The sequence below is a fragment of the Rickettsiales bacterium genome (assembly GCA_025210695.1).
In the GTDB taxonomy this organism is placed as follows: Bacteria; Pseudomonadota; Alphaproteobacteria; order Rickettsiales; family CANDYO01; genus CANDYO01.
The window spans coordinates 21859-36438 of record JAOARE010000024.1; the positions used below are offsets into that span (position 1 = coordinate 21859).

Here is a 14580-nt window from a genome sequence, read left to right on the forward strand (position 1 = left end):
TGTTTAAAAAGGAGATGAAATAGATGAGTAAAGAAAAAACCATTAATAGTATTAAGTATATTATGCGCCATTCGCCTAATAATGATAGGTGGAATAACATATGGATTGATGAATATTCAACATCAGAAGAATTTCAAGAAGTGTATAACTCTTTAATTGAATCGGGTTTTATGGTTGAGCTTAATAGGGGAAATCATGATATACCTGACAATATTAATATTATAATGTCTAATGCTTTGGAGAAAGGTTTAAAAAGTTCTATATGGGGAGAGGTTCTAACTGAAATTAAAACTAATCGAGAGAAGCAGATAGAGTTAGCCAAGTCCGTTAGCACCTCAGGAGATATAAAAACAAAATTAGACGATAGTAATATTCCTAAAATTAAAAATCGTCCTATTGAGACATGGTTTGTTCAAGATCCTGATCCTACTATTAAAGGTAGGGCTGCAATAATGGCCAGAGAAGCTGATGCAAAGCGCCTTAAAAATAAAGAAAAAACTTCAAATATGGACAAAGCTATTGAACAGGCTAAAGCTGCGATCGATTTATTGCCAAAAACATCTGATATTGAAAATACTCAAGATAATACTAAAGTGAAAAAAAGGAAGTTTATTAAAGTCGCGAGGAGCAATAGCTCCAGGTAATTAATTATGACTTGTGGTGCCCAGAGGCGGAATCGAACCGTCGACACAAGGATTTTCAGTCCTTTGCTCTACCAACTGAGCTATCTGGGCAAATTGAGCTTATATATATAGAATAAAAACACAGCTCTGTCTAGTTAAAATCTCTAAAATTTAGGGTTTTTATATAAGTTTATGGTATTTTTTGCTATTTATCTTTTTTGTGTTTCGTAAAGAAAGAAATATGACTTATTAAAAATAAAATAAGCATTGTTGTAAAACCAAAAACTTTAAAGCTAACCCATAATTCTTCAGAAAGATTGCGCCATAAAATTTCATTACAAAGAGCTAGAAATAAGAAGAAAGCAATACAGCGCTTTGTAAAGTTATTCCATCCCTTATCAGTTAAAGGAATGGCTTTATCTAAAAGGTCTTTTAATATTATCTTTTTCATTAATAAAGCAACGAATAAAATCATTGAAATTAATGAATATACTATAGTAGGTTTTATTTTGATAAATGTTGGATCTTTTGTGAATACTGTCATAGAACCAAAAACTAATAATATAGCTAGAAATATTATTTGAGACTTTGGAATATGTTTTTCATAGTAATAGGTTATCCCCATAGTAATGAAACTAAAGGCCATTAAGGCCTTTGTGGCTTCCACTAAGTCGTAATATTTATATGCAATAAAGAATACTAATAAGGGGCCAAATTCATTTAATGCCTTGATAAATTTAGGCATATTATTTGCTCTTTGACAGTTTATCAAAACTTTTTGATAAGCTATGCAAAGGCTTATCATCTAAAGTCATAAATCCACTTTTATTGCTTAGCGTAAAATTGAGTTCTTCTTTAGAAAAATCATCTCCTTCAATTTCAGAGAATAGTTCTATAATAGCATCATAACGCTCCAAAGATATAATTTTCTCATTAACAAGAGCTTGAATGAAGCTATCCCAGTTAGTGGCTTTGAGATTAATATTAAAAATGGTTTCTCCTTTATCATCGTTTGTAATCTTAGCATTAACAGTAAAGATAGATTCATCTAAAACTATTTCCAAAGGCTTGATATTTAAAAAAGAGGTAATAGAAGTTCCGTCTTCTAGTTTTTTAGAGCTATGATCTATATCCGCTTTAATCAGTAACTTACTTAGAGGTAATGAATTGATTAAATCAGAAAATAGTTGTTTTCCTTCGGGAGGAACATCAGCTTGAGCATCTAATTTGATAAAAGTGTTAGTAATTTTATCTGACGGTCTATCAAATGATACTTTTAAATCTGTAGATCCTTTAGATATCTCTGTCTTAGTTGCGCGGTCAAAAGTTATTACATTATCAGTAGCAAAAGAAGCTTGGCTTAACTGTATGTCGTTTAATGCTTCTTTATTATATAATGCCTTTATAACTTTAATAATATTACTGCTATCTGAAGTTAAAGTGATGTAGCATCCATCCTTATATATAGAGTCAAGTATAGTAACTTTATCTGCAAAGGATGTTTCAGACTCAGACTTTCCTAATACCTTAATTTTTAAAGATTTAAATAGCAAATCAGTTTCTAGTGTTACTTTTTGATATGTAGATATGGACTCTAATTTAATTTTATCTGATTTGTAATTAATAACTAAATTATCAATATCTGCTCTTATCTTAAAGGGAAAGCCAGTAACATCTATTTTATCATGTGATAGTTTAAGTTCATTATCAAATTCAGTAAAATTACCACTGATCAATTGTTTTATTTTATAGCTAGAATAAAACCAAAGTCCTGTATAACTTAGTAAAGCTACGGTAACAAGAAAAATGAATAATTTTAAAAATCTATTGAAGTATAACATATTATTTTACGCTTATGTTTCTAGTGGACGAAGGGATAGTAACTTTTAAACCGTCTAACTTATCAGTCATTTTTATTTGGCAGCCAAGTCTAGAAGTATGGGTTAGTCCAAAGGCTAAGTCTAGCATATCTTCCTCTTCTTCAGATGCCATATCTAGTTTATCATAAAAATTAGGGTCAACTATTACATGGCACGTAGAGCAGGCGAGAGACCCCTCACATGCGCCTTCTAATGGTAAATCTTCTTGGTGAGCTAACTCAAGAACAGTTTGTCCGTTTTGAGCTTCTATTGTTTTTTCACTACCATCTTTATTTATAAAGGTGATTTTTGGCATTCTTTTTCTCTTAATATCTAAATTATTACTCTATAGTTAATTGTCTTCGACGACGATCTTGTTTTGTTTTTCGAGGTATAGCAGTTAGAATCTTTTGACTTGCATATTGCTGAACTACTTCTATCAATTCATCTGTTTTTTCTCGGAAAAAATGATCAGCCCCAAAAACAATTTGATAATCTACATTGGTATTTTTTTGTTTTGATAATTTATCAACAAAATCAGCTACGTCCTCTTCACTAACAATACTATCTTGTTCTCCTTGTACCACAATTCCATGTGATGGGCAAGGGGATAAGAAAGAAAAATCAAACTTGTTAACTGGAGGAGCCGCTACAGCAAAAGCTTGAATTTCAGGGCGACGCATCATTAATTGCATAGCTATCCAGGCACCAAATGAAAATCCACTTATCCAGAAACTTGAAACATCTGGGTTCTGTAGTTGTAGCCAATCAAGTGCAGTTGCAGCATCTGCTAATTCTCCAACTCCATTGTCAAACTTTCCTTGAGACCTTCCTACACCACGAAAATTAATTCTTAACACAGAGAATCCACTTTGTTTAAAGGCATTAAACAAAGCATAAACAACTTTGTTGTTCATTGTACCACCATATAAAGGGTGAGGATGAAGAATTAAAGCAGCTGGAGCTTGCCTGTTTTCTGATTGATGATATCTTCCTTCGATCCTTCCGTCAGGACCATTAAAAATAACTTCTGGCATTAAATTACACTCAATAAAAATAGTTGACTAAAATACTAGGTTAATTTACATTGTAAACATAATTAAAAAGCTAGTATATTTTTTTTTATTAAATTAGCAAGAAAATTAGCTGTTTAAGGAATGTTTTTATTATGATGCTAACTACGAAAGGGCGCTATGCTGTTATGGCAATGGTTGATCTAGCTTACTACGGTGAGAGCAATAAGATTATAGCGTTACATGAAATAGCAGAAAGACAAGAAATTACGATCAATTATCTTGAGCAATTATTTGTTAAACTAAAAAAACGTAATCTAGTAGAGTCACATAAAGGTCCTGGAGGAGGCTATAAACTATCAAAATCTCCTAAAGACATATCTGTGTTAGAAATTATAAATGCCTCAGAAGAAAGTATAAAAATGACTAGATGTAAAAAGAATAGCGGTGGATGTTTAGCAGAAAATAATAAAGTTTGTTTTACTCATGCATTATGGGATGGTTTAGATAATACAATAAGCAATTATTTACATTCAGTTTCTTTGCAAGATATTTTTAATAAAATTAACAACAAGGTGATTCCTTAAATGAATGAAGAAAGAATATATTTAGATTATAATTCTACAGGCTTAATGGATAAAAATGTAATTAAGTTTATGGTCAATATGATTCAATCCAATAAACCCTATAATCCATCTTCTATACATTCAGATGGTCGTAAGTCTAGAGGTATGATGGAAAATGCTAGGAATCAAATCGCTAAGGCGTTGAATATTGATAGTTATAAAGATGACTTGGAAATTATTTTTACAAGCTCAGGAACTGAAGCAAATAATTTAGCTATTGATAACTTTAAAACAATGCCCGTATTTGTTGGGGCAACTGAGCATGTATCAATTTTAGAATCTAACCATAAGGATATGATTTTTGTTCCAGTGGATAGTAAAGGAATAATAACTGAGGCAGTCTTATCTAAGCTGTTGCAGCAATCTCCTGGAAAGAAATTAGTTTCAATTATGTTGGCAAATAATGAAACCGGAGTGATTCAGGATATTAAATCGTTAAGTAAAATAGTGCATGCTGAAAATGGAATACTTCATTGTGATGCTTCTCAAGCTTTTTGTAAAATAGAAGTTAATTTTAATGATTTAGAATGTGATTTGTTAACGATCTCTAGTCATAAATGTGGAGGACCTTTAGGAGCAGCAGCATTAATTGCTAAAAAAGGCCTTGGTTTAAAGGGAGTTATTAACGGCGGCAAACAAGAGCAAGGTCTGCGTTCAGGAACAGAAAACCTTTTAAGTATTTGTGGTTTTGGAGTTGCTGCCACTAGCTATAAAGAAAAGATTAAAAGATTTAAAGAAATTTCCTTTTTAAGAGATAAAATAGAAAAAGAACTGTTAGGTGCCGAAATTATAGCTTCTGGTTCAAGAAGGCTTCCTAATACTAGTAGCATTAGAATGGAGGGTGTTAAGAGTGAAGAGCAATTGATTAAGTTTGATTTAGCTGGGGTATCTGTAAGTGCAGGGTCCGCTTGTTCATCTGGAAGAATAGCTGGGTCACATGTTTTAAAGGCAATGGGATTAGAGGATAAAAAATCTAATGAAGTGGTTAGAGTTAGCTTAGGCTTAGATAATACAGAGGAAGAGATTAATAAATTTATCGTATTGTGGAATGATATATATAATAAAGGATTATAAAAAATATGAAAACAATTTACTTAGATTATCAATCAACAACACCAGTGGATCCAAGAGTAGTGGATGAGATGGTACCATATTTTACAGAAAAATTTGGTAATCCACACTCGCGTAGTCATAGCTTTGGTTGGGAGTCAGAAGAGGCAGTAGAAATTGCACGTGCTAAAATAGCTAATTTAATTAATGCTGACCCTAAGGAAATAGTTTTTACTTCGGGAGCTACTGAGTCCAATAATTTAGCAATTAAGGGGGTTGCTCATTTTTATGCAGCTAAGAAAAAGCATATTATTACTGTTGCCACAGAACATAAATGTGTGCTTGACGCCTGTAGACACTTAGAGGCTGAAGGTTTTAAAATAACTTACTTACCTGTAAATCAAAAGGGGCTGATTGATTTAGATGAATTAAAATCAGCGATAACTCCTGAAACAGGGTTAGTTTCAGTTATGGGAATTAACAATGAAATTGGAGTGATTCAGCCATTAGCTGAAATTGGTAAGATTTGTAGAGAGCAGGGCGTTTTTTTTCACAGTGATTGCGCCCAAGCTTTTGGCAAAATTCCATTAGATGTTAAAGCTATGAATATTGACCTAATGAGCATCTCAGGACATAAAATTTATGGTCCTAAAGGTATAGGAGCATTATATGTTAGTCGTAAACCAAGAGTAAGATTAGAACCCTTAATTAGCGGTGGTGGACAAGAAAGAGGGTTTAGGTCTGGAACTTTGCCAACTCCATTAGTGGTTGCTTTAGGAAAAGCCGCAGAAATAGCTGCTAATGAGATGGAAAAAGACTATCAACATGTGAAATATTTATCAGACAGGTTTTATAAAGCAATCACGGATAAGATTCCGGATGTTTACTTAAATGGAGATGCAGAACATCGTTATCCAGGAAACTTAAATTTAAGCTTTGCTTATGTTGAAGGAGAATCTTTGATTATTGCCATTAAAGAATTGGCTGTGTCATCTGGATCTGCTTGCACTTCTTCTTCGCTTGAACCATCTTATGTACTTAGATCTATGGGTGTAGATGAAGATTTAGCTCATACCTCAATAAGATTTGGTATAGGGCGTTTTACAACGGAAGAAGAAATAGATACGGCAGCAGAAGTAGTAGTAAATAATATTCAGAAATTAAGGGATATGAGTCCATTATGGGAAATGGCTCAAGAAGGAATAGATCTTAAGAGCATTCAATGGGCAAAACATTAATAAAGAGGTAAAAAAATGTCATATAGCGATAAAGTATTAGAACACAATAAAAATCCACGCAATGTAGGTTCTCTTTCTAAAGATTCTCAAAATGTTGGTACTGGTGTAGTTGGAGCTCCTGCTTGTGGAGACGTAATGAAATTACAAATACAGGTGAGCAAAGAAGGGGTTATTGAAGATGCTAAATTTAAAACATTTGGTTGTGGATCTGCAATTGCTGCAAGCTCACTAGCTACTGAATGGATTAAGGGTAAAACTGTTAACGAAGCTTCTTCTATTAAAAATACAGAAATAGTTCAAGAGCTTTCATTACCACCAGTTAAGGTTCATTGTTCTATTTTAGCTGAAGAAGCAATTAAAGCAGCTGTATCTGACTATAATAAAAAGCAAGACAAAAAAGATGCTTAAGGATCCGATTACTATTACTGATTCAGCGGTGGAAAGAATTAAGGTTCTTCTTCAACAAAGAGGAAAACCATCTGCTGGAATCAGAATATTAATTGAAACAAAAGGATGTTCTGGCTTAAAATATAAGATTGAATATACTGATGAGATTAATAAATTTGATGCTGAAGTGAATTATAAAGACATCAAGGTTCTAATTGATGCTAAGGCAATGCTTTTTATATTGGGGAGTAATATGGATTATGTAGAAGAAGAATTATCTTCTGGTTTTGTATTTACCAATCCTAACGAAAAAGGAAAATGTGGATGTGGAGATTCTTTCCATGTCTGATAACTACTTTGAATTGCTGAGTATAGCTCACGGTTTTGATATAGATAAGAATCAGTTATACACCAATTATATTGCTCTTCAACAACTTCTCCATCCAGATAAATACGCCAATAAAACAAAACCTGAAAAGCTTTTGGCCATAGAATACACCTCAAAACTTAATAAGGCATATCAAACTTTAAATGATGATAAATCTAGAGCAGAATATTTATTATCTTTAGAAGGGATTATAATTAATCAAGAAGATAATAATAACGTTCATCCAGACCATGTGATGCTTCATGAAATATTAGAATTAAGTGAGGACCCAGCAAAGCATGATATTTCTTCAATGAAAGAAGAATGTTTAGACAGCTTTAAAATAAAGTATTCTGCAAGAGAATTTGAATCTGCAGCTCAAGAAATTATAAGATTGCAGTATTTAAGTAAAATTTAAATCATTTGTAAACTACTTTCAATTTGCTCTTATAATCTCTCGAGCCCTGGTTCTTAAAGGGCTCAAGAGCAACAAAAGGAAAATAATAAGCTATTTATCAGCAATAGATTGCTTCTTAAACTTCACGATAATTTTATTATCTTCTTTTATAATTTCTGGATTCTCCATATATATATTGCTAGGCAGTCTAAAAGAGTATAAAAAGTTAGAGCTCATAAATTGCTTAGATGAGTTTTCCTTATCTTCATTACTCTGTGAGGTTTTGGCAGAGAACATGAGTTGACTGTTTTCTATTTTTATAGATATATCTTCTTTGTCATATCCATCAAAATTTATTTGATAATAAATAAAATCGTCATCTTCGTTTTGAGAGCTGGAAGCTTGTCTTGTGTAGGAAGTGGGTTCTATTTTGATAAAATTATCAAAATAACTATCCAAATAATCAAATCTTTCTTCCATTCTTCTATTTAAAGCATCTAACTCTTGAAGAGGAACAAAATTAAAAGGGTTTAGCAATAGTTCTTCTATTTTATTATTACCATATATTGCTTCTTTAGCATTTTTATTGCTATAGTTTTGTATTAGTAAAGTTAGACCAACACCCATAAGCAAACATATTACTCCAATTGACGCTTTTGAATTTAAAAAGGCAGGTAACTTACTTAAGCTAGAGTTTTTCTTTTTTGAAGAGCTGGTTTTTATAGAAGATTTAGATTGAATATCTTTTTTTTCTGTCTTGTTTTGTTTCGTCATTTCAATCTCCCCATTTAGTAGTAATTAAATAAAAATATTAGATTTGATATATATTTTTTTTAGCTCTTGGCTTTGTATAATTTATTGTTTTAAGTTTAGCTATAAAGGGCGAGAGGTTTATATTTTCCTCACATTCGCCTTTTATTTTAAAATAACAAAATAATGAATATTTAACAATAGGGGGAGAAGATAATTTCTGTGTTAATATAATAACTAATATAATCTAAGCCAATTGCAGGGCATTCTGTAATACTAGTTATTTAATGCAATAACTTAATTGACGTTATGAATGACTATCTCATCTCCATGTTGTTGTTAACAATGTGATAAGCTTTTTATTTTATTAATATTCATTATTATTCCAATATTTACCTTAATGTAAATTAATTAATTGTAACTTGCGTTATTAGAACTTATTGTTATCTTAGGAAATACAGGAATATATTTTTTACTTGCAAAGAACTAGGTAACTGTAATACTGTTAGACAATAAATTTAATGAAAGGAAATAAATAAATGCTTAATAATAGAGATAATTTTTTATTTACTAGTGAATCTGTATCTTCAGGGCATCCAGACAAAATTTGTGATCAAATATCTGATAGTATTCTAGATCTATATCTATCACATGATCCCAATTCTAGGGTTGCCGTAGAATGTTTTGCCACTCCAGAAAAAATTATAATAGGTGGTGAAGTTACCGGTCCCGATAGTGTTAGTAATGAATTAATTGAACAAACTATTCGTAAATGCATTAGAGATATAGGTTACGAGCAGGATAAGTTTCATTGGAATAAAGTTACAATAGAAAATCTATTAATTCAGCAATCTCCAGATATTGCTTTTGGTGTTGATGCAAGAGAAGGTAAAGAAGAAGGGGCAGGTGACCAAGGAATTATGTTTGGTTTTGCTTGTGATGAAACACCATGCTTAATGCCAGCAACTATTTACTATTCTCACCGTATTCTTCAAAATATATTCCAAGCTATAAAGGACGGAAAGATAGCTAAACTTGGCCCTGATGCTAAGAGTCAGGTTACTCTTGAATATGTTAATGGTGTTCCTGTTAGAGCCAAATCAATAGTAGTTTCTATTCAGCATCCAGAAGGATTAGATCAGAAGAAAATAAAAGGAATTATCCTTCCATATGTAGAAGCTGCGTTTCCAGATTCTAATTGGTTCTGCAAAGATAAAGATTTTTATGTTAATCCTACGGGAGTATTCACTATAGGTGGTCCTGAGGGAGATGCTGGTCTCACAGGGCGTAAGATAATTGTTGATAGTTATGGTGGAGCAGCACCTCATGGAGGTGGAGCATTTTCAGGAAAAGATCCTTCAAAAGTTGATCGTTCAGCCGCTTATGCCGCAAGATATTTAGCAAAGAATGTGGTGGCTGCTGGTCTTGCAAAGCGTTGTACAATTCAACTTTCTTATGCCATTGGTCTTTCTAAGCCTTTATCGTTTTATATTCACACTGATCATGGTAGTAAAGTTAATGAAGAAAAATTGGCAAAAGTATTACAGGAATTGGTTGATCTGACTCCAGCTGGAATAAAACATCATTTACAATTAACTCGCCCTATATATCAAAAAACTGCTAGTTTTGGACATTTTGGAAGGAGCCCTGAAGTGGATGGAAGTTTTCCTTGGGAAAAAACAGATTTGGTGGATGCACTAAAGAAAGAGTTTAAATAGGTGTTTTTCTTTAGGAGTTTTATTTTTTTTAAAATAGTTAAATTTTATTCTCGGTAAAGAAGTTTTCCGAGAATGAAATACAAATAGTATTAATTGTTATTTTTAATTTTTTTCTGAGATCCTTTGCGTCTTTGCAGGTTTTCCTTTAAAGCGGCAGAGAGTTTTTCAAGTTTTTCTTCTTTTTTTGTTTTTTTAGTCATTATCGTATAAATCTCTTGCTTAAGTTATGATATTATGGCAGTTTAAAGAACTTAAAATTCATGCCGCCATGGCTCAGTGGTAGAGCACATCATTGGTAATGATGAGGTCGATAGTTCGATTCTATCTGGCGGCACCAGCAAAATTAACTACATCTTACATTATCAAAATATAGCATAACAAAAGAAAATCAAACAACTTATCTTTATTCTCTTTATAGATTAATTGCTATTGTAGATTTCTAATCTATAATGGAAGTTAGGAATCAAGTATTTAGGGGATATTTTATATGAGTAGAAGTAAGGATGCACCTCGAACTTCAGAAGAATTTTTTGCTGAAAGCAGAGTTTTGAATCAGGTGCAAGAAATGCAAGATCCAATTGAAGTTCAAAAAAATCTAGTTTTAGAAGCGCAAACCACAGAGGATATAGGAAAGCTTATTGAGGAGAAAAAAATTTCACTTAATGTTGGAACTGGTGGGGTAAATATTGTTCAATCAAATCATCCTAAGGTTCAAAATATTCTGAAAAACTTTGTAAAAAATGAAGCTCTTACAGATAAATGGAAACCTAAAAATGAAAGTGACATAGATCTAAAAAAGGAATTAGTTGTTAATGCTATAGAAACTTCAGTAAAGCGTGACATATATGAGGTAAATGAAGGTAAACAATCTAATTTACAAAAGGAAATACCAAGCACTAGTGAAGCAGTGAAAGCTTACATAGAAGAAAAAATAGAATCATGTAATAATGAAGTACTTGATGAAAAGTTAAATACAAGGATGGATTATAAAGATCCAAGTATATTATTACATTTAATGAAAAATCATCCAAAATGTATCTCCGAAGATAAAAAAGAGAAAATTCTAAAATTAGAAGCTAATTATCAAGAACAAGAATTTGGAGACTTAATAAAAAACGAGAGAAGAAGTAAAGGATATGATCAACCGTTTTCAAAGCATGAAAAGGCTGCAATGAGAGCGCTATATGAACAAAAGAATAAGAGTAGCAACGCTGCTGAAGAATACAAAGTTACTGAAGAAGATGTCCATAAAGCACTCGTTGAAGCACGCAGCAAAACAGTGCGTGGTATGCTCACTAATATAAAAAGAATTGGGTTTGCGGCTTCTATAAAAGCCGCTGTTATGAGCAATACTAAGTCAAAAAAAAGCGGTCGTAGTATATAAAAACACATTCCTTTTTAAACTGGATGAAGATCACACCAGACTTTCTAATTATAAACCCAATAGTGACTGATGGACATTCGTCTGCTTCTTTTTCCTTTCTTTATCCCCTTTAGGGCAAGAGGATCCAGTAAAACCAGAACATAGTAAAAATGATAATTCGATTAACTCTTTATTAAGAATGTTTCTCTAGAATAAACTAAAATTATAATACTTAAACATTATGGCAGATAAAGAAAAAGAAAAACAAAAAGCAGCTGCTCTAGAGAAATTGCAAAACATTCTGGCTCAAATTAACGATTGTAAGAATCGTGGGGTTGCTCCTCCTGTCGGCTTGATTGCAAATGCAGAACATCTGGCTGATTTATTTCCTGATCCAATTTTTATAAAATTATTAAAAGACATTCAATCTTCTGAGAAAGAATTAGTAGAGAAAGTTGCTCAAGCTATGTCTTCTTCATCATGGATGGATACTAAAAGCTTTAAAGAATTAATAGCAATAGATCCATTCAAAGCTGCTGAATTGTATTTTGAGCGAGAAGAAATTAAAAAGCTTAATAACACAATCAACAAAATAGACAAAGGAGAGCTTCCCACTGTTTCTGAGTTTATCGATTACGTAAAAGTTTTAAGAAATGAAAAGGAAAATAGGGATCTTCTATGTCCAGATCTCGCTGTTGAGGCTGAAAAATTTAAGCTAGAAGCGCAAGAACTTGCAGATGATGCGAAAGATTTAGTTAAAGAGAAACTTGAGAAGAGTGAAGAACATCTAGCCAGTCTTGGTAAACATAAAGTTCATGCCGCTGTTTGCAATAAACATAGAAATAGACGTAAAGCGCAAGGTTTGGATCATAGCGATGAAGCAATTGCTAGAGAGGATACTCAACAAATTGCAAATGACGTTTTGGATGTTAACAATATCTTAGAAAAAGCGGAAGTATTTACAAAAGATATTGCTGCCCTGCCTGAAGATTTTATCCAGAGCTTCATTGAAACAAGAAACACCGCTGAACTAAAAACACAGCTTGAAGCGCAAAAAGCGGCTGATATCCAGGCAGCAAAAGAGCTAATAGAAAGAGCAAGAGCCGAAACCGCCCAGAGGGAAGCTGTGAAAGAAGGAGAGGTTGGTAGTATAGAGGTAAAAATAGAGCAAGAAAAAGCTGTTAATAAAAAAACAGAAAATGATATACTTAAGAAAAAATCTAAGAATCAAGTTACTTTAGATACAGAAGATAAAAAATCAGCTTTAAAAGCTAAAAAGTTAGCTAAAAGCTCCATGGGAATGAGAAAAGCCCTTAAAGAAAATGCTGTTGGGACTAGTTCTTCTCCCATCGCTAGGTCTAAACGATCAGAAAAGAGTCACTCTTATAATCATGACATATAAAAACAATACAATAAAATTAATTTATTCATGCGTCCGTTAAGTAAATTGAATTTCTTTGAATAACTTCAATTTATAGCTTTTTAGCAAGGTTTCATTAGTGTATATCTTATAAGTATATATACATATGATGAATGTATATATACTTACCATTTTTTTAATAAAATAGGAGGTTGGATATGTATTATATAGATCAAGAAACAGGAGAAAAAAGATTTTTAGACGAAGAAGCTCTAGGTTATTTTAATGATCTAATAGATGCAATTTTAGTAAAAGATGCAGAAGTGGACATAGAGTATTTAGAGCTATTAATAGAAGAAGAGCCTATTATAGCCAATGCTTGTGATGAAGATGGTATTACAGCTTTAAAGTTTGCATTAAATAAGGGAGAGGAAATAGTAAGAACTCTTGTTTCACTTGGTGCAGATCCATATTCTATAAACGAAAGAGGACTTACTGTTATTCATCTATTAGATGATATAACTGACTCAGTTCTTAAAGGTCAGCTCTGTGATGCGATGAATTTAGGAACTCATGATACGGCAGCAATTTTAGCTAGATTGCATAATATTGAAGCCAGAGCTCGGGTTGAGGCAGAATATGCAGCCAGAGAGCTTGCTGAGGCAGAGGCTAAGAATTTAGCTTATGAGCAAGCTTCCACAATTCAAGAGAAAATGAAAATTGCCCCAAGTAGAGCAGCAGGGGAATATCTTAATCAAGATCATATTCGAGAGGCAGATTACACGATCTCTAAAATAGAAAATAATCAGCAAGTGCGCACTGCTATAACTGATACCGACCTTACTCCTGAAATGATTGATGCTGTAAATAGTTTATATAACGAAAAATCATTTACAAAAGATTTATTTCTAAACAGTGAAAAAGATGATTCTCTTATTTCTCTTGTAGCTGGAATATTCAAAGAAACTCCACATAACTTTGACTCACTTTTTTCAAATATTGAATCCATATTGGACTCGCTGGGGATTGATCTAACTAAATTGATTCATTTAGTGAGTATTTACTCTGGAAGTGGACATTTGCCAATGTATCATGGTGGTTTCCCTGGTGGAGATTCCGGTGGTGACTCCGGTGGAAGTGGCGTGGCATTTGATGTTCCACCTCTAGATGAAAATGAATATGTGGTTGCAATACTTGGAAATGTCACCATTATTGCTACAGAAGAAGACCATTCTATGTGATGAGTTTTTTACTAGATCCTCGCGCCCTAACGGGCGCAAGGATGACGAAAAATATAGTTTAGGCGCAAGGATGACGAAAATGAATGAGAGGAACGCAGCGCAGGGAGGACTGAAAGTTAAAAAGAAGAGAATTAGCTTAAAGTTTACGTCATTCTTGTCAAACGAAAGTTTGACGAGAATCCAGTTTGAATTTTTTTAATTTTCAAGAAGAAGGGTTGTATGTTACAACAACAGCTATCTTCTATGTATATTATATGCTCAAAAAGAAATGGAACCTTATATACAGGCTGCACTAACAATCTTATCAGGCGGATATATGAGCATAAAAATAAGTTAGCGGATGGTTTTACTAGGAAATATAACATTGATAAATTAGCGCTTATTGAAGGGAGTAATCCCGCTTGGAAGGATTTATACTATGAGATAGTATAAAGGTGTTACTACCCCTCGGCCAAGGGTGATCATGGCAGTTTAAATCATCTATAATGAAGATAAGTTTTTACTAGATCCTCGCGCCCTAACGGGCGCAAGGATGACGAATAATATTATTTAGTCGCAAGGATGACGAAAATTAATTAGAGGAACCCA

The 14580-nt window shown here is 32.7% G+C and carries 16 protein-coding genes, 2 tRNA genes and 1 pseudogene; 13 read left to right on the forward strand and 6 right to left on the reverse strand.

What is annotated here, in order from left to right; translation table 11 throughout:
• The first annotated feature begins 23 nt into the window (after window positions 1-23).
• The gene (locus tag N4A31_04045) at window positions 24-644 is read left to right on the forward strand and encodes a hypothetical protein (GenBank protein MCT4635404.1); all 621 of its coding nucleotides are present in this window, start codon (window positions 24-26) and stop codon (window positions 642-644) included.
• Between the two features lie 14 nt (window positions 645-658).
• Here N4A31_04045 and N4A31_04050 read toward each other — a convergent pair.
• The 5 genes and pseudogenes from N4A31_04050 to N4A31_04070 form a co-directional block, all read right to left on the reverse strand.
• Window positions 659-734: transfer RNA gene (locus N4A31_04050), tRNA-Phe, on the reverse strand.
• 94 nt (window positions 735-828) lie between these two features.
• Window positions 829-1368: a septation protein IspZ gene (locus tag N4A31_04055; GenBank protein MCT4635405.1), complete on the reverse strand. Its 540-nt coding sequence runs from the start codon at window positions 1366-1368 to the stop codon at window positions 829-831.
• 1 nt (window position 1369) lies between these two features.
• A complete protein-coding gene (locus N4A31_04060; protein MCT4635406.1) occupies window positions 1370-2464 on the reverse strand; it encodes a hypothetical protein in 1095 nt (364 codons plus the stop codon).
• Window position 2465: 1 nt separating this feature from the next.
• Entirely contained in the window at window positions 2466-2798 is a 333-nt protein-coding gene (locus N4A31_04065; protein ID MCT4635407.1) for a ferredoxin family 2Fe-2S iron-sulfur cluster binding protein, read from the reverse strand.
• A gap of 127 nt (window positions 2799-2925) precedes the next feature.
• Window positions 2926-3519: pseudogene (locus N4A31_04070) on the reverse strand (alpha/beta hydrolase).
• A 131-nt stretch (window positions 3520-3650) separates the two neighbouring features.
• Between N4A31_04070 and N4A31_04075 the strand changes: the two are divergent.
• Genes N4A31_04075 through hscB form a run of 6 tightly spaced genes read left to right on the forward strand, consistent with a single transcriptional unit; the run spans window position 3651 to window position 7581 of the window.
• Entirely contained in the window at window positions 3651-4082 is a 432-nt protein-coding gene (locus N4A31_04075) for an RrF2 family transcriptional regulator (protein MCT4635408.1), read from the forward strand.
• Entirely contained in the window at window positions 4083-5195 is a 1113-nt protein-coding gene (locus tag N4A31_04080; protein MCT4635409.1) for a cysteine desulfurase, read from the forward strand.
• A 5-nt stretch (window positions 5196-5200) separates the two neighbouring features.
• Entirely contained in the window at window positions 5201-6409 is a 1209-nt protein-coding gene (locus N4A31_04085) for an IscS subfamily cysteine desulfurase (protein MCT4635410.1), read from the forward strand.
• A gap of 15 nt (window positions 6410-6424) precedes the next feature.
• Window positions 6425-6817, forward strand: coding sequence for a Fe-S cluster assembly scaffold IscU (iscU, locus tag N4A31_04090; GenBank protein MCT4635411.1), 393 nt, complete (start codon window positions 6425-6427; stop codon window positions 6815-6817).
• Window positions 6810-7145: an iron-sulfur cluster assembly accessory protein gene (locus N4A31_04095; GenBank protein MCT4635412.1), complete on the forward strand. Its 336-nt coding sequence runs from the start codon at window positions 6810-6812 to the stop codon at window positions 7143-7145. Before iscU ends, N4A31_04095 begins: the two co-directional genes overlap by 8 nt.
• A complete protein-coding gene (gene hscB / locus N4A31_04100) occupies window positions 7138-7581 on the forward strand; it encodes a Fe-S protein assembly co-chaperone HscB (GenBank protein MCT4635413.1) in 444 nt (147 codons plus the stop codon). The genes N4A31_04095 and hscB overlap by 8 nt, the downstream gene beginning before the upstream one ends.
• 90 nt (window positions 7582-7671) lie before the next feature.
• On the opposite strand, the gene N4A31_04105 is transcribed toward hscB, so the two are convergent.
• Window positions 7672-8334, reverse strand: a complete 663-nt coding sequence (locus tag N4A31_04105; GenBank protein ID MCT4635414.1) for an Hsp20/alpha crystallin family protein — start codon at window positions 8332-8334, stop codon at window positions 7672-7674.
• 515 nt (window positions 8335-8849) lie between these two features.
• Here N4A31_04105 and metK point away from each other — a divergent pair.
• From metK to N4A31_04135, 6 genes are all read left to right on the forward strand, one after another.
• Window positions 8850-10028 (forward strand): methionine adenosyltransferase, encoded by a 1179-nt coding sequence (gene metK / locus N4A31_04110; protein MCT4635415.1) that lies wholly within the window; start codon window positions 8850-8852, stop codon window positions 10026-10028.
• Between the two features lie 262 nt (window positions 10029-10290).
• Window positions 10291-10365 (forward strand) — tRNA-Thr (locus N4A31_04115).
• A gap of 150 nt (window positions 10366-10515) precedes the next feature.
• Window positions 10516-11412, forward strand: coding sequence for a hypothetical protein (locus N4A31_04120; protein MCT4635416.1), 897 nt, complete (start codon window positions 10516-10518; stop codon window positions 11410-11412).
• 220 nt (window positions 11413-11632) lie between these two features.
• On the forward strand, window positions 11633-12793 hold the full coding sequence (locus N4A31_04125; GenBank protein MCT4635417.1) for a hypothetical protein: 1161 nt from the start codon (window positions 11633-11635) through the stop codon (window positions 12791-12793).
• 176 nt (window positions 12794-12969) lie between these two features.
• Entirely contained in the window at window positions 12970-13992 is a 1023-nt protein-coding gene (locus N4A31_04130; GenBank protein ID MCT4635418.1) for a hypothetical protein, read from the forward strand.
• A 219-nt stretch (window positions 13993-14211) separates the two neighbouring features.
• Window positions 14212-14424 (forward strand): GIY-YIG nuclease family protein, encoded by a 213-nt coding sequence (locus N4A31_04135; GenBank protein MCT4635419.1) that lies wholly within the window; start codon window positions 14212-14214, stop codon window positions 14422-14424.
• Window positions 14425-14580 lie beyond the last annotated feature (156 nt).

Excerpts from the sequence above, each read along its gene's own strand:
- N4A31_04045 (MCT4635404.1), top strand. The coding sequence starts at position 24 with ATGAGTAAAGAAAAAACCATTAATAGTATTAAGTATATTATGCGCCAT.
- N4A31_04055 (MCT4635405.1), bottom strand. The coding sequence starts at position 1,368 with ATGCCTAAATTTATCAAGGCATTAAATGAATTTGGCCCCTTATTAGTA.
- N4A31_04060 (MCT4635406.1), bottom strand. The coding sequence starts at position 2,464 with ATGTTATACTTCAATAGATTTTTAAAATTATTCATTTTTCTTGTTACC.
- N4A31_04065 (MCT4635407.1), bottom strand. The coding sequence starts at position 2,798 with ATGCCAAAAATCACCTTTATAAATAAAGATGGTAGTGAAAAAACAATA.
- N4A31_04075 (MCT4635408.1), top strand. The coding sequence starts at position 3,651 with ATGATGCTAACTACGAAAGGGCGCTATGCTGTTATGGCAATGGTTGAT.
- N4A31_04080 (MCT4635409.1), top strand. The coding sequence starts at position 4,083 with ATGAATGAAGAAAGAATATATTTAGATTATAATTCTACAGGCTTAATG.
- N4A31_04085 (MCT4635410.1), top strand. The coding sequence starts at position 5,201 with ATGAAAACAATTTACTTAGATTATCAATCAACAACACCAGTGGATCCA.
- iscU (MCT4635411.1), top strand. The coding sequence starts at position 6,425 with ATGTCATATAGCGATAAAGTATTAGAACACAATAAAAATCCACGCAAT.
- N4A31_04095 (MCT4635412.1), top strand. The coding sequence starts at position 6,810 with ATGCTTAAGGATCCGATTACTATTACTGATTCAGCGGTGGAAAGAATT.
- hscB (MCT4635413.1), top strand. The coding sequence starts at position 7,138 with ATGTCTGATAACTACTTTGAATTGCTGAGTATAGCTCACGGTTTTGAT.
- N4A31_04105 (MCT4635414.1), bottom strand. The coding sequence starts at position 8,334 with ATGACGAAACAAAACAAGACAGAAAAAAAAGATATTCAATCTAAATCT.
- metK (MCT4635415.1), top strand. The coding sequence starts at position 8,850 with ATGCTTAATAATAGAGATAATTTTTTATTTACTAGTGAATCTGTATCT.
- N4A31_04120 (MCT4635416.1), top strand. The coding sequence starts at position 10,516 with ATGAGTAGAAGTAAGGATGCACCTCGAACTTCAGAAGAATTTTTTGCT.
- N4A31_04125 (MCT4635417.1), top strand. The coding sequence starts at position 11,633 with ATGGCAGATAAAGAAAAAGAAAAACAAAAAGCAGCTGCTCTAGAGAAA.
- N4A31_04130 (MCT4635418.1), top strand. The coding sequence starts at position 12,970 with ATGTATTATATAGATCAAGAAACAGGAGAAAAAAGATTTTTAGACGAA.
- N4A31_04135 (MCT4635419.1), top strand. The coding sequence starts at position 14,212 with ATGTTACAACAACAGCTATCTTCTATGTATATTATATGCTCAAAAAGA.